Annotated in this window: 16 protein-coding genes; 9 read left to right on the top strand and 7 right to left on the bottom strand. The window is 35.3% G+C overall.

The features are described 5' to 3' along the window. Position 1: 1 nt before the first annotated feature. The 5 genes from rodA to BW939_RS01645 are packed head-to-tail and all read right to left on the bottom strand — an operon-like array spanning position 2 to position 5,659. Entirely contained in the window at positions 2-1,231 is a 1,230-nt protein-coding gene (gene rodA / locus BW939_RS01665) for a rod shape-determining protein RodA (protein ID WP_076449172.1), read from the bottom strand. Continuing rightward, the gene (locus tag BW939_RS01660) at positions 1,228-3,255 is read right to left on the bottom strand and encodes a peptidoglycan D,D-transpeptidase FtsI family protein (RefSeq protein ID WP_076449170.1); all 2,028 of its coding nucleotides are present in this window, start codon (positions 3,253-3,255) and stop codon (positions 1,228-1,230) included. Before BW939_RS01660 ends, rodA begins: the two co-directional genes overlap by 4 nt. Further along, on the bottom strand, positions 3,252-3,758 hold the full coding sequence (locus BW939_RS15990) for a rod shape-determining protein MreD (protein ID WP_076449168.1): 507 nt from the start codon (positions 3,756-3,758) through the stop codon (positions 3,252-3,254). The genes BW939_RS01660 and BW939_RS15990 overlap by 4 nt, the downstream gene beginning before the upstream one ends. Then, the gene (gene mreC, locus BW939_RS01650; protein ID WP_076449167.1) at positions 3,751-4,605 is read right to left on the bottom strand and encodes a rod shape-determining protein MreC; all 855 of its coding nucleotides are present in this window, start codon (positions 4,603-4,605) and stop codon (positions 3,751-3,753) included. The genes BW939_RS15990 and mreC overlap by 8 nt, the downstream gene beginning before the upstream one ends. A gap of 28 nt (positions 4,606-4,633) precedes the next feature. Further along, the gene (locus BW939_RS01645) at positions 4,634-5,659 is read right to left on the bottom strand and encodes a rod shape-determining protein (protein WP_076449165.1); all 1,026 of its coding nucleotides are present in this window, start codon (positions 5,657-5,659) and stop codon (positions 4,634-4,636) included. A gap of 238 nt (positions 5,660-5,897) precedes the next feature. Between BW939_RS01645 and hemA the strand changes: the two genes are divergently transcribed. The 6 genes from hemA to hemE all read left to right on the top strand — a co-directional run bounded on the left by hemA (position 5,898) and on the right by hemE (position 11,400). Beyond that, complete coding sequence (gene hemA / locus BW939_RS01640) at positions 5,898-7,172, top strand: glutamyl-tRNA reductase (protein ID WP_076449163.1); 1,275 nt, start codon at positions 5,898-5,900, stop codon at positions 7,170-7,172. After that, complete coding sequence (hemC, locus tag BW939_RS01635) at positions 7,159-8,067, top strand: hydroxymethylbilane synthase (protein WP_076449161.1); 909 nt, start codon at positions 7,159-7,161, stop codon at positions 8,065-8,067. The genes hemA and hemC overlap by 14 nt, the downstream gene beginning before the upstream one ends. Positions 8,068-8,318: 251 nt before the next feature. Continuing rightward, positions 8,319-8,900 carry a DUF1287 domain-containing protein gene (locus tag BW939_RS01630; protein WP_076449159.1) on the top strand — a complete coding sequence of 194 codons (582 nt, stop codon included), beginning with the start codon at positions 8,319-8,321 and terminating at the stop codon, positions 8,898-8,900. Between the two features lie 6 nt (positions 8,901-8,906). After that, the gene (locus BW939_RS01625; protein WP_076449157.1) at positions 8,907-9,566 is read left to right on the top strand and encodes a peptidoglycan recognition protein family protein; all 660 of its coding nucleotides are present in this window, start codon (positions 8,907-8,909) and stop codon (positions 9,564-9,566) included. A gap of 77 nt (positions 9,567-9,643) precedes the next feature. After that, positions 9,644-10,330, top strand: coding sequence for a uroporphyrinogen-III synthase (locus BW939_RS01620; RefSeq protein ID WP_076449154.1), 687 nt, complete (start codon positions 9,644-9,646; stop codon positions 10,328-10,330). A gap of 38 nt (positions 10,331-10,368) precedes the next feature. Beyond that, the gene (gene hemE / locus BW939_RS01615) at positions 10,369-11,400 is read left to right on the top strand and encodes a uroporphyrinogen decarboxylase (RefSeq protein ID WP_076449152.1); all 1,032 of its coding nucleotides are present in this window, start codon (positions 10,369-10,371) and stop codon (positions 11,398-11,400) included. A gap of 178 nt (positions 11,401-11,578) precedes the next feature. Here hemE and BW939_RS01610 read toward each other — a convergent pair whose 3' ends face one another. Continuing rightward, positions 11,579-11,875, bottom strand: a complete 297-nt coding sequence (locus BW939_RS01610; protein WP_076449150.1) for a c-type cytochrome — start codon at positions 11,873-11,875, stop codon at positions 11,579-11,581. A 131-nt stretch (positions 11,876-12,006) separates the two neighbouring features. On the opposite strand from BW939_RS01610, the gene meaB reads away from it, so the two are divergent. After that, positions 12,007-12,993 carry a methylmalonyl Co-A mutase-associated GTPase MeaB gene (gene meaB / locus BW939_RS01605; protein ID WP_076449147.1) on the top strand — a complete coding sequence of 329 codons (987 nt, stop codon included), beginning with the start codon at positions 12,007-12,009 and terminating at the stop codon, positions 12,991-12,993. On the opposite strand, the gene BW939_RS01600 is transcribed toward meaB, so the two are convergent. Then, complete coding sequence (locus tag BW939_RS01600; protein ID WP_076449144.1) at positions 12,990-13,532, bottom strand: DUF4251 domain-containing protein; 543 nt, start codon at positions 13,530-13,532, stop codon at positions 12,990-12,992. The two genes, meaB and BW939_RS01600, sit on opposite strands and share 4 nt — an antisense overlap. A gap of 113 nt (positions 13,533-13,645) precedes the next feature. Between BW939_RS01600 and BW939_RS01595 the strand changes: the two genes are divergently transcribed. Both BW939_RS01595 and BW939_RS01590 read left to right on the top strand, forming a co-directional pair. Then, the gene (locus tag BW939_RS01595) at positions 13,646-14,452 is read left to right on the top strand and encodes a M48 family metallopeptidase (RefSeq protein ID WP_076449135.1); all 807 of its coding nucleotides are present in this window, start codon (positions 13,646-13,648) and stop codon (positions 14,450-14,452) included. A 64-nt stretch (positions 14,453-14,516) separates the two neighbouring features. Continuing rightward, positions 14,517-14,834, top strand: a complete 318-nt coding sequence (locus BW939_RS01590) for a hypothetical protein (RefSeq protein WP_076449133.1) — start codon at positions 14,517-14,519, stop codon at positions 14,832-14,834. The last annotated feature ends 17 nt before the right edge of the window (positions 14,835-14,851 follow it).

Below are 14,851 nucleotides of genomic sequence, written 5' to 3'. Positions count from 1 at the left end.
CCTACACCAAACTGTTCTTATCGGCGTAATTTAGTTTAAAGAAAATAAAAGTCATAATAGAAAAGGCAAGAAGAGAACTCCCACCATAGCTAAAGTATGGCAACGGAATCCCAACGGTTGGAAAAAGCCCCATTACCATCCCCAAATTGATGGAAAAGTGCATTAATAAAATCGAAGCAAAGCAATACCCGAAAACCCGGTTAAAACTAGATTTCTGCTTTTCTGCGAGATAATAAATTCTGCCGATGAAAACCATGTAGCAAAGTACCAAAACAGCACTTCCTACAAATCCCCATTCTTCGCCTACGGTACAAAAAATATAGTCTGTTTCCTGCTCAGGAACGAATTTCCCTTGCGTTACGGAACCCTCACGATAACCTTTTCCAAACATTCCACCAGAACCGATGGCGGTTTTTGAATACAGCAAATTGTAACCCGAAGTATCTCTAAACGCTTTTTCACCTTTATACAAAACTTCAATTCTTTCTCTTTGGTGTTTCGGAAGTTTTTCTAAAACGTAAGGTGTTCCGAATGCCAACCCACAAAGCAAGAGAAGAGACCCCGCAACGCCAGAGACAGAGATTACATCCCATGACATTCTATGGTAATTTAAAAATATCGCAACCGCATAAATCAGCACAATTGTAATGACAACGTAGAGCGGATTTATCGCAAGAGAAATTAAAAATACTCCGGCAAACAAACCTCCTATACCAAACAACAAACCACTTAAACCTTCACGGTACAATGCAATGAAAAATGCCGTAAAAACCAATAACGAGCCCACATCCGGGATCATTAAAACAACTACAGCAGGAATTCCGATAATTGCTAAAGTGGTTAATAAAGATTTTCTGATTTTTAAATTAAATTCTGCGCCAGATACATAACTTGCCAGCATCAAAGCCGTTCCTATTTTTGAAAACTCAACAGGTTGCATGGTTATGCCGCCGAATTTATACCAGTTCCTTTGTCCTAAAATTTCTGTTCCAAAAGGGAAGAGACCAATCAAAAGTAAAACACCGCCAATATAAAATATTGCTGATAAGTTCTCGAAAAATTTACTTCTGCTGAAGAAAATAATTAAGCCTACAAATATTGAAATTCCGAAGAAAATCAATTGTTTTTCGCCCAATTTTTGGTCTACACTGTAAATATTGGCAATGGCAAAGATGCAAAGCAAAAAATAAAGTCCGAGCCCGAGTTTGTCTATACCTTCCGTCCACTTCATAATTTTGGAATTTTCGAAGTTTTAGCTTTTTCCTTTTCCCGAATTTTGGCTTTCTGTTTCTTCACCATTTCTAGGCTGTCCTGTATTTTTTTAAGTTTGATAGAATCTGGTTTGGGATCTTTATACAAACCTTTACGCTTTAGATCGGCAATCCATTGGCGTTTATATTCTGGCATAAAGCTCGATGTGATCATTTTTTTGTAAAGATGTTCGCGCTTCAGATCTCCTGTAATATATTTTTCGGCAATTACTGTACACGCCGGTCCTGCCCAAGTTGCCCCAAATCCTGCATGCTCCATTACAGCAACTACTACAATTCTTGGTTTATCCGCAGGCGCAATCAATACAAAAATAGAATTGTCTTTCCCTTGCGGAACCTGTGCTGTTCCTGTTTTAGCTAATTGAGTAAACTCCGTAGATTTTAGACCTCTTGCAGTTCCGGCAAGCACCACAGCTTCCATGCCTTTAAGAACCGGCCCGAAATGTTTTGCATCTACCAAAGTTTGATGTTTCTTTTTGAACCTCGGATCTGGATTTGGTTTCCCATCAATTGATTTCACAATATGAGGAGTGAAGTACCAGCCGCGGTTGGCAATGGCAGAAACGAAATTGGCCAATTGTAAAGGTGTAACCATCACATCACCCTGCCCCATCCCATTGTAGATAGCACCAGTAGACATTTCGTCCCAGTTTCTAACATCGGTACGGGTAGAGCCGTTGGCTTTTATAATGGCTTTAAATCTTCTTTCATAAAAATCACCTGACGGAATTCTTCCTTTAGCACCTACGGCGAAATCGTTATTTAAAAACTCTCCTACACCGAAGCTGCTCATGATTTTCTTCCATTCATCTACTCCTCTCGACGGGTTTCCCGGATATTTTTTGATAATAGCAATAAAAGCGTAGGTAAAAAAACAGTTACTTGATACCTGAATAGAAGGAATCAGCGGGTCTGCTCCACCATGACCTTTAATTCTTTTACCTTTATAATAAAATCCTCCACCACATGGGAAAATTGTTTTATCAGTCATCACACCCATCTGCATGGCTGCAAGGGCAGTTAGTAATTTAAAAGTAGACCCTGGAGGATAACCTGCTTGTAAAGACCTGTCAAAGGTTGGTTTATTTTCATAAATCGTATCTTTTGAAAGTCTGTAAAGGTTTTTGGATTTGTTTGGTCCTGTAAAAAGATTGGGATCAATATCCGGACCGGTTGCTGCAACCAGAACTTCACCGTTATTTGGATCAATAGCAACCACTGCCCCATGCTTGTCTACCAGCATCTCTTCTGCCATCCTCTGTAGATCGTAATCTATCGTTAGCGTAATGTCTTTTCCGGTAACAACTTCTCTATCCAAGGTTCCGTTTTTATAAGGACCTACATTTCTAAGTTTGATGTCTTTTTGAATATATTTTATACCTTTTACTCCACGAAGCTCTTTTTCATAAGCTTTTTCTACCCCACTTTTCCCAATAAAATCTCCGGGAAGGTAATAAGTAGAGTCTTTTTTAATCTCGCCATCGTTTACTTCGTTGGTGTAACCCAAAAGATTTCCAGAAGTAGAAACCTCATATTGCCTCTGGGGTCTTGAAACGATATTGAATGCCGGATATTTAAATATAATTTCCTGAACTCTTGCAATGTCTTCTCTGCTTAGATCCTTGAAGAAAGTCATTGGCGTAAGCTTAGAAAAATATTTTTCTTTTTTAATAAGATCTACTTTTTTAATGAAATCCTGCTTAGATATTTTCATTAAATTACAGAAAGCAATGGTATCAAAATCTGGCTTCATTAAAGCCTGAGTGAAAGAAATTTCATAAGCCGGCTGATTTCCTACCAAAATTTTACCATTTCGGTCGAAAATGACACCTCTTTGAGGAATGATGTATTCGGTTTTGATGGAAGTATTGGCCGCATTAAGTGCATATCTATCGGTGAATAGTTGCAAATAGGAAAGCCTTGCTACAAAAATTACAGCAATGACAACGAGTACGGAGAAAATTTTTAAATAGCGTGTATTCAAACTTTTTGTTTGATTTTAAAGATTAATGCATAAATGATTATAAATATAAACGAAATTATACTTGTTACCAATACATTAAGCAAGATTTCGAAAACTCTTGTAAACTTGAAAAATTCTATATACTGCACAAAAAGTTGGTGCATAAATATACTTGAAAACAGAAACAATAAAAACTGGCTCCACTGTAAAGACTGAAACGAGAAAAAATCTGTAGACGTATCTGTAGAAGTACGAAAAATTAACGTACGATAATAAGCAATAAGCGTTGTTGCAAAAGCATTATTCCCTCCCGTATGCAAAAAAATATCTATTGAAAGACCAATTAAAAAACTTAATCCTAAAAACTGAAATTTATTCCTAAAAAAAGGATAAAACATAACAAACACGGGATAAATAACAGGTGTATAAATTCCGAAAAGCGTGATTCTATTAAGCACAAAAATCTGCAGTGCTACAAGAAAAGCCATGATCAAAAAGTCTGTAAATATAGTTCTGCTAATCATGTTCTTTTTTCATTACGGCCTGCATTGTATCCTGAATTCTCTGCACTTCTGCTTTTTTCAGGTTTTTAACTACATAAATTTTACTTAAAGCACCCATTTTTTCACTCAGTTCAACCGAAATATCCCAAAACCCGGTTTGGTTATCTACAGAATATCCTGCTACTTTACCAATCATTATGCCTTGAGGGAAAATTGCTGATTTACCATCTGTTACAATCGTATCTCCTATACGTATTGAAACATATTTTGGAATATCAGAAAGATGCATTGTTCTAGAATTATCGCCCTTCCAGGTGAGTGTACCAAAGTAGCCAGACTTTTTCAAGGCAGCATTAATTCTGATTTTATTAACACTTAAAACCGATTGTACGAGTGCATAAGAATCCGTAGAATTAATTACGATTCCAGCAATTCCCTTTGGTGCCATTACGCCCATTTGAGGAAGTACACCATCTCTTTTCCCACGGTTGATTGTAAAATAATTGTTTCTTCTGTTGATGCTGTTGAATACAATTTCGCCGTCTACGAAGGTATATATCTGCCCACCGCCTATGGTATCATGTACTTTTTTGAACAATGGATTTTTCGTCCCCTGCTTTCCGTAAAGCTCAATCATTAAAGATTTATTTTGAGCAACAAGATCCTCGTTGGTTTGTTTTAGCTTTAAATAAGAAACCCCCTCATCAATATAACCCGAAACCCACGCATTAAAAGCAGCGGTTTGACCCGTGAGCCACGATTTCTGCATTGCGTTTTTAGAAAACATTAGAACAAGAGAAATAATCTGCAGAAAAATAAAGAAGATAAACAAAGAGTTCTTCGAAAAAATTCTCAGCAAAAATCCCATTCAGATAAAAAGTCGTAAAAGGTTAAAATTATTTAATTAAGAAATTGAATTTATCCATATTCTTAAGTGCAATCCCTGTACCTCGTACCACAGCTCTCAAAGGATCTTCAGCTACAAAAACCGGCAAACCTGTCTTTTTGTGAAGTCTGTCTGCTAAACCTCTCAGTAAAGCACCACCTCCTGCAAGGTAGATTCCTGTTTTGTAAATATCCGCAGAAAGTTCTGGCGGTGTAAGTGAAAGCGTTTCCATTACAGCATCCTCTATTCTGATGATTGATTTATCCAGAGCACGAGCTATTTCTCTGTAACCCACCATGATTTCTTTTGGTTTACCCGTAATAAGATCTCTTCCTTGTACCGGAATGTCATCAATATCTACATCAAGATCTTCAACAGCAGAACCAACTTCAATTTTCACTCTTTCAGCAGTTCTTTCTCCGATATATAAATTGTGATGTGTTCTCAAGAAATAGGCAATATCATTTGTAAAAACATCACCTGCAATTTTTACAGATTTATCACAAACAATACCTCCTAATGCAACCACAGCGATTTCTGTTGTTCCACCACCTATATCAATAATCATATTCCCCTCTGGCTTCTGAACGTCTATACCTACACCAATTGCAGCAGCCATTGGCTCGTATATTAGTCTTACATCTTTTGCATTTACTTTTTGGGCAGAATCTCTTACTGCTCTTTTTTCTACCTCGGTAATGCCCGAAGGAATACAAATTACAATACGCAGCGCTGGTTGAATAAATTTACCTTTAATACCAGGAATTTTCTTGATAAACTCTTTTATCATGTGTTCGGATGCATGAAAATCTGCAATCACACCGTCTTTCAAAGGTCTAATTGTTTTGATATCCTCATGCGTCTTCCCTTGCATGTGTTTAGCCTGCTCACCTACAGCGATTGGCTTTCCCGTTGATCTCTCAATGGCAACAATAGAAGGTTGATCAATAACAATTTTATTATTATGTATGATAAGAGTATTTGCAGTCCCTAAGTCTATCGCAATATCTTGCGTAAACATATCGAATAAGCCCATAATTTTCTGGAGATTTAAGTTTACAAAGATATAAATTTAACATTAGCCATAGAGTCTCATTCTAAATATTTTGGTTAAAATTTTATTAAATTTTCAAAGACGTCTCAGCAGTCTAGTTACAACAATCTCTAAAAAAAATTTCTTTGTTTATGATTATTATAAATAGCTTTTCACGATATTTATCATTTACCAAATCACAAAATGTTTTGATAAAAAAGAATTAAATTTGCACTTGTTTATGATACAGTATTCTAAAGTACATCAGACATCCAATTTTGCAGTTCTTTCAATAAGTTACGAGAAAGCAGATGTCGAGACAAGAGGAAAATTTGCATTTTTTGATGAAAACATCAAAAGTTTTGTTGCCAAAGTCCACGAGCAGGATCTTGGTGATGCTTTCGTTGTATCCACTTGCAACAGAACAGAAATATACACTACAACGAATAACTATCTTCTCATTGCAGAAGAATATTGCAAAACCATTGACGTACAGCTTAAAGATTTTTTACACTTTGCCAATATTCTAACAAAAGAAGAAGCGTTGAAACACCTTTTCAGGGTGGCAGCCGGTCTAGAGAGTCAAATCATTGGAGATTTTGAAATCATCGGACAAATCAAAAAAGCGTACGCCCGTTTCAAAAAAGAAAGAAAAAATTCCAATCCATTTTTAGAACGATCCATTAATTCTGCGATTCAAATTTCGAAAAGAATAAAAAATGAAACAGGAATTTCCAACGGAGCAGCTTCTGTTTCTTACGCTGCCGTTCATTACATTTTAAACAATCAAAAAAGAATTACCGAAAAAAACATTCTTCTTCTGGGTGTTGGTGAGATTGGTCAAAATACGGTCGAAAATTTGGTAAAACACGTTTATCAGCCTAAAATAAAAATCGCTAACCGAACTCAGGAAAAAGCAGCGAAAATTTCAGAAAAATACAATATTCCCAATATTGATTATAATGATTTTGAAAAGGAACTAAACCACACTGATATTTTAATTGTTGCTACAGGAGCAAAAACACCAATAATCAACAAATCTCATTTAAAAAACGGAAAAGAAATACTCATCATAGACCTTTCTATACCGAACAATGTTGACAAAAATGTTTCAGAGCTTACAAACGCAACATTAATCGATGTAGATGAACTTTCTAAGCAAATTCAAGCTACCATTCAGCAACGTGAGAAAGAAATTCCAAAAGCGGAAGTTATCATTAAAGAAATGACCAAAGATTTTCTTGAATGGGAAAAAAAGAGAAAACTAGCACCCAATATTCATCATTTCAAAGCCGTTTTGAAAAACATGGAACGCAATGAGATGCATAACTTTTACAGAAAAAACAAATACATAGACATCAACGACATGGAACTTTCTGAAAAAATGATTCAGAAAATCACCAACCGTTTTGCGAAATATATCATAGACAACCCTTTGAAAGCGGAAGAAATCAGTAAATTGATGCACGAAATTTTAGTGGAACAACCCAATAACGAATTCAATGAAAAACATTAGAATAGGAACAAGAAAATCTGCACTCGCCCTTTGGCAGGCAGAGGAAGTGGCAGGAAAATTACAAGAGCTTAATTATACAACAGAGATTGTTCCGATTGTTTCTTCGGGTGATAAAAACCTTAATCAACCTCTTTATTCATTAGGAATTACAGGTGTTTTTACACGAGATTTAGATATCGCTTTATTGAATGACGAAATCGACATTGCTGTGCATTCCTTAAAGGATGTTCCTACAAAACTTCCCGAAAATATAGAACTTGTAGCTTATCTGGAAAGAGATTTTCCGCAGGATGTTTTAATTAAAAGAAAATCTGCAGTCAATAAACAATTTCACGAACTTAAATTGGCAACAAGCAGTTTAAGAAGACGTGCTTTCTGGTTGAAACAATATCCAGACACTGAGTTTTTTGACATCAGAGGAAACATCCAAACCCGACTTCAAAAACTTGAAGAGCAGGATTTTGACGCTACCATTTTATCGTTAGCCGGAATCAAAAGAATGAAAATGGATATCGATTACGAATTCCTTCCTATGATGATTCCCGCAGCATCACAGGGCGTTGTGGCTGTTGCAGGACATTCAAACAAGAAAGAAATCAACGAAATTTTAGCTAAAATCAATCATAGAGAAACCCAAATTTGTGTAGAAATTGAAAGAAACTTCCTGAGTACTCTGGAAGGAGGCTGCACCGCTCCTATTGGAGCTTTTGCAGAAAAATTTGAAAATAAAATCAAATTAAAAGCAGCTCTTTGCTCATTAGACGGTAAAAATTACATTGCAACTGAAGAGAGTTTTGAATTTAATGAAGAAGAAAATTTCGGATCGAAGTTTGCGAATATTGTTTTGGAGAACGGAGGAAAAGAATTGATGACAGAAATTAAAAATCAACTTTAAAGTTTAGAGCTTTTTTAAATTTCATCAAAATTATTTTTAAACAGACTCTAAAGTTGAAGATGTTTTATTTGAAAATCATTAGAGTTTTAAAAATTTAAAGATTTTATAAAGACATTCTGAAGAAATTCACTCAGCGGGGTTGCTTAATCTTGTTTTATCTAAAACTTTGAAAAATACGTCTTCAGATTTCTTACTATGTAAAATAAAGGTGTTGTTTTTCAAAATTCATCCCTTAAAAAAAAGTGAAACTTATGAAAAAATACTTTTCAATCTTTTTTGTCACTCTATTTGTGTTTTTTGGCAAGGCTCAGAATCAGTTTGCTCAAAAACTATCTGATGCTGCTTTAAGTTTAACAAAAGACAAAGTAACTTACGACCCTGCATACATTTCTATTAAATACCCGAACGGTGATGTTCCTGCTGATAAAGGAGTTTGTACAGACGTTATCATTCGTGCATACCGAAAATTAGGAATTGATCTTCAGAAAGAAGTTCATGAAGATATGAAGAAGAATTTTTCTAAATATCCAAAAAAATATGGCTTGAAAAGACCAGACACGAATATCGATCACAGAAGAGTTCCCAATTTACAAGTGTTTTTTGCAAAATTCGGCAGATCAAAACCTACAGATCAAAACCCCGCATCCTACGTTCCCGGAGACATCGTAAGCTGGCTTCTTCCCGGAAATTTAACGCACATAGGAATTGTTGTCAACAAAAAATCGGCAGACGGGAGAAGATATTTAATCGTTCACAATATTGGTGGCGGACAGGTTATTGAAGATTGTCTGTTTAAATTTGAGATTACAGGACATTATCAATATTCAAAATAATTTATAATGAAAAAGGTAATTTTCGCTATTTTTCTACTGATTTTGAATTTCAGTTTCGCTCAAAACTCTGGTTTAAAAATCGTTAAAAAACCAATTAATTATTCTTCGGAACGGGTTGCATTAAGTTTAGAATACCTTAAAGATCATCACGGTTTAAACCAAAAAACACCAACGATTACTCCTAAAATGATTGTTTTGCATTACACGGCAGGCGCAACTGTGGAAAGTAATTTTAAATATTTTAATAATACCCATCTCGAAAGTGCCAGAAATACTTTAAAAAAACAAAGTACACTCAATGTTTCCTCACAATACATTATTGATCGAGATGGCACTATTTATCAATTAATGGAACCAACCCAATTTGCAAGACACACCATTGGATTGAATTATTGCGCAATCGGAATTGAAAATATCGGAAGTAAAACACAAACCCTCACAGAAAAACAGATTGAAGCCAATGCGCTATTAGTAAGATATTTAACTCAAAAATATAAAATTGAATACCTCATTGGTCATTCAGAATACGGCGTTTTCAGAAAATCTACACTATGGAAAGAATCTGACCCAAAATATTTTACAGGAAAAGAAGATCCTGGAAAAGATTTTATGACTAAAGTAAGATTGAAAGTCACCGATTTAAAATTAAAAGACAAACCATATTAACCATAGTTCAAAAACACTGTACCTTAGCCGAGCAGAAAGTACTTATCAACACAAAAAAATAGGTAAAGCATAAAAAAATGAAAATTTTATTTGCCAAAAATTTAAACCACAAATACATCTCCGAAAAATTGGGAGAGGATATTTTGGTTGAAACAATTGAGGTAATAAAAACTAATTCTTTGCGTGTTCAAAGTTTTAATTTGAAGGGAAATTCTTTGATTTTCACAAGCTCAAACGGTGTAAAATCCTTTTTTGAAAATGGTTTTACTTCTAATGAAGATTTCACCGCAAAAGCCTTCAATAAAATCTACTGCGTAGGTGAAAAAACAAAAAAAGAACTTCGAAAAAACGGTTTCGGAACTTTTAAAGTAGTAAAAAACGCAGAAACATTATCCCATTTTATTATTGAAAATTGTGCTCAGGAGAAATTCATTCATTTTTGTGGTAATCTTGCACTCAACGTTTTAGATAATGAACTTCCGCTTCAGAATATTCAATATAAAAAAGTGATTGTTTATGAGACAAAAGAGCTCAATCCTACAATAACTGAGAAATATCACGCCATAGTTTTTTTTAGCCCAAGTGGAGTTCGTAGTTTTGCGAAAAATAATTCTTTAGAAAACACACTCTTATTTTCAATCGGAGAAACCACCTCTAAAGAATTAAAAAAATATACAAAAGCAGAGATTTTCATCAGCGAAGAAAATACTTTATCAAACCTGTTGGAGGTTATCAGAAATACCTTAAAGAACAACAATTCTTAAAGTTATGAACTAAAGACCAACAACTATCAACTAAAATTATGATTAAAAACGACCTCTATTTAAAAGCACTTCGTGGCGAAACCGTAGAAAGACCACCGGTTTGGATGATGAGACAGGCAGGAAGATATTTGCCGGAATTCATCGCACTTCGCGACAAATACGACTTCTTCACAAGATGTCAGACTCCTGAACTGGCTTCCGAAATCACCGTTCAGCCCATCAGAAGATTTCCTTTAGATGCTGCAATTTTGTTTTCAGACATATTAGTAGTTCCACAAGCAATGGGAATTGATTTTAAAATGAAAGAATCTGTTGGCCCTTGGCTGGACGAACCCATAAGAACCGCAGAACAAGTTGATAATGTTATAGTTCCCGACGTAAACGATACTTTAGGATATGTTTTCGATGCAATAGAAATGACTTTGGAAAAACTGGATAACGAAATTCCTTTGATTGGTTTCGCAGGTTCTCCTTGGACGATTTTATGTTATTGTATTGAAGGAAGAGGTTCCAAAGATTTTAATATTGCTAAATCTTTCTGTTTCCTACAGACCGAAGCGGCTCACAGATTATTACAAAAAATCACAGATACAACGATTGCTTACCTCAAAAGAAAAGTTGAAAAAGGCGTTTCTGCCGTTCAGGTTTTCGATTCTTGGGGCGGAATGCTTTCACCAGCAGATTATCAGGAGTTTTCTTGGCAGTACATCAACCAGATCGTTGAAGCTTTGGCGCCATTAACGCACGTTGTGGTTTTTGGAAAAGGCTGCTGGTTTGCTTTGGAAGATATGACGAAATCAAAAGCATCTGCATTAGGAGTAGATTGGACGATCACACCGGAACTGGCGAGAAAGTTCACCAACAATTCTGTCACTTTACAAGGGAATTTCGATCCTTCAAGATTGCATTCTACTCCTGAAACGATTAGAAAAATGGTTCATGAGATGATCAACCGTTTCGGGAAAGATCAATATATTGTAAACCTAGGACACGGAATTTTACCTAACATTCCTGTAGAAAATGCGGAAGCTTTTATCAGAGCGGTGGTAGATTGGAAACCGAATAATTAATTCCCCACAGTTTCATAGATTGTCACAGATATCACAGCATTTTGTCATTCCATTGTAATCTAAATTCTTTTTAAAAATGATCAGAATAAATTACTTTCATTTTTTTATAATGACAAGATGATGTAAATAAAATCCCTTTCAAAAGTAGTTTTGAAAGGGATTTTATTATTTATAAAACTTACTTCGTTTTTGCAGAAACAATGTAATCGTAAACCCATTGGTGCTGCTCGTCAGACAATCTCGCTTTCGGCGCCATAGAATTCATGATTCCTACCCATTCTACCGACGTAAAGTCATCCGGTTTTGGTAAGTCGTGACATTTTTTACAAGAATTTTCAAAGATTGTTTTTCCTTGAGCCACTTGTGCAGCAGTACTCTTAGCTGCTACAGGAGCCGTAGTTGCCACAACAGCTTTAGGTGTACATGATGTAAAAAACAGTGCTACCAAAAGAGATGTTCCTATAAGTTTTTTCATTTTTCAAAAGTTTAATAAACAAAATTAGTGTTTCATATTTTATTGAGTATTCCAAAAACTTAATTTAGAAGCATTAAAATTAAGACATTACAAAAAGCTTTTTTGTTTTTTATTTTTATATTTTTGAATCGATGAAAATCTCCACACAAGAACTTTTCGACGGAATACGATCTGGCAATAAACGTCTGATTGGAAAAGCCATCACTTTGGTTGAAAGTAAAAAAGCAGAACACCGCAAAGAAGCGGAGGATTTGCTTAAAAAAATTATGCCGTTTACAGGAAAATCTGTGCGTGTAGGAATTACCGGTGTTCCCGGTGCAGGAAAATCAACTTTTATAGAAAATTTTGGGATTTTGGCTATTTCCAAAGGTAAAAAAGTAGCTGTGTTAGCAATCGACCCGAGTTCTGCTATCAACAAAGGAAGTATTTTGGGTGACAAAACCAGAATGGAAGAGTTGTCTAAAGAAGAAAATGCTTTCATCCGCCCTTCCCCAAGTTCAGGATTTTTGGGAGGTGTTGCCAATGCTACTTTTGAAACGATGCTGATTTGTGAGGCTGCAGGTTACGATTATATTTTAATTGAGACCGTTGGTGTAGGGCAATCTGAAATTCTTGTCGCAGACATTACTGATGTATTTTTATTCCTGAAAATTATTGGCGGTGGCGACGAGCTTCAAGGCATTAAAAGAGGAATTATGGAGATGACGGATGTGATTTTCATTAATAAAGTAGATGCCGATAATCTTCAAAAAGCTAAAAATACCAGGCTTGAACTGAAGCGTGCATTAGACTTTATTCCACCAAAAGAAAAGGACTGGAAAGTGCAGATTTTACTGGGTTCTGCTTTAAATAATGAAGGTCTGGAAGATGTTTTTGAAAAAATAGATGACTTCATTACATTAAAAAAGAAATCAGGAAGATTCGAGGTTGTAAGAAAGCAACAATCCGAAAAACGCTTTGAATATTGGGTTCAGGAATATATTCTGGCTTCACTAAAGAGGAATACAATGTTTGAAGAAGCTTATTTTGAACATAAAAAAAATGCCTCAGAACAAGTTTCTAATCCTAGTTCTGAAGCAAAATTATTTGTTGATCAATTTCTTAAAAATGAAAATTAAAGTTTTTCTTTCTTCGTTTCTTTTTTTGAAATGTAGCCATCATAGGAAATAGGCTGCCTGTCATTACTTTTAATAGAAGTAAATGCTGTTCCGTTTTTGAAAATTTCTATGTAAATATCACTTACATTTTTTACATCTTTTGGTTGAATTCTGTAAATCCATTTTCCTTTTTTCTTCTGCGTTTTTTCAATCGTGAAATCTTTCGAGGTAAATCTATAGCTATTGCCATCAGAATTCCCATAGCTTGGGTTAAAGACACGTCCGAAATAAGGAAGAACAACCTCCAACTCATTTTTATTTATGCTGAAACCATAGCCTTGGCCTTGTAACTGAAACATTCTTGTAGCAGAAGCACTCGGCATTGAGCTAGCGATATTTATCACATCGTAATTGGTGGGGTTGGCTCTTTCTGCATGGAAGATGAACTCATCAGAATAAACTAAAGCATCTGTTTCCGTTTGACTTAACTTTTGGGCATTCAGATTTTGGAAATTTAAAATAAATCCGAATATTAGAACTAGTACAATATATTTTTTCATAATTTTATATAAAATAGAATTAGCATTATACATTACAAATTTTATGCTAATATAGTATTTGTTTTCCTTTTGGAATAAATATTGTAAGACTGCAATTATTAACACTCGAAACAATGAAAATTAAGTTTTTTTTAGGAATAAGCGCTGCCGCTTTAGCAGTTGCAGCTTGTACTACAAACCCTATAACAGGTAGATCTTCGCTGCAAATAGCAAACAATTCTGAGATTCTTACGATGTCTTCACAAGAATACAAAACTACACTTACAAGTTCTAAAGTGATAAAAGGAACTGCAGACGCCAATAGAGTTGTAAACGTAGGTAACAGAATAAAAATTGCAGCAGAAAAGTATTACACAAGTATAGGCAGACAAGCTGATTTGGTAAACTATCAGTGGGAATTTAACCTTTTGCAAGATAAACAAATCAATGCATGGTGTATGCCTGGAGGAAAAGTTGCTGTTTACACAGGAATTTTACCAATCACAAAAGATGAAACCGGTTTGGCAGTAGTAATGGGCCATGAGGTTTCTCACGCTCTTGCAGGGCATGGAAACGAGAGAATTTCTCAATCTATGGTTGCTCAATATGGCGGGCAAATTTTGGGAGGCTCAATTTCTAATGCACAATGGGCGAAGGTTTTCCAAGCGGCTTACCCAATTGGATCGCAGGTGGCTTTGTTGAAATACGGAAGAAATCAAGAATCGGAAGCAGATCAAATGGGATTGTATCTAATGTCTATGGCAGGATATGACCCTAGACAATCTATTCCTTTCTGGCAAAGAATGGAATCTGCATCTTCAGGAGCAAGACAACCTGAATTTCTATCTACACACCCGAATCCTGAAACAAGAATTTCAGGTTTAAACAAAAACCTTCCTCAAGCTTTGGAATACTATAAAGCAGCTGGCGGAAAACTTTAAATACAAATATATTGCCTGACTTATTTTAAAGTCAGGCTATTTAATCTTATTTAAATTTAAAAATATGAAAAATCTTTCGATAACAGGAACTGTACTTTTGGCTTTGGCTATCTTGCTTTTTTATCTTACCACCGATGGATTTACCACAGAACAGATTGGCCTTCCTCATGTGATGGGAATCATGGGAGGCGTAGGAATTGGTCTTATCATTGGAGGAATTGTAGGATACTCAAGCAAAGGCACAGCAATGAAAGAAGAACAACGCAGAAAAGAATACAAACAACTTCAGCAGGAAAAAGCTGAAATGGAACTGAAAGCCCAGCAAATCGCACAGCGGGAAGCAGAGCTTGACAGAGAACAAAACAGAAATCCTCAAATTTAATTTGAGGATTTTTTATG

The sequence above is a fragment of the Chryseobacterium piscicola genome, from assembly GCF_900156685.1.
Lineage (GTDB): Bacteria > Bacteroidota > Bacteroidia > Flavobacteriales > Weeksellaceae > Chryseobacterium > Chryseobacterium piscicola.
Note: the sequence above shows the minus strand (reverse complement) of the source record. Positions and strands in the feature narration are given on the sequence as shown.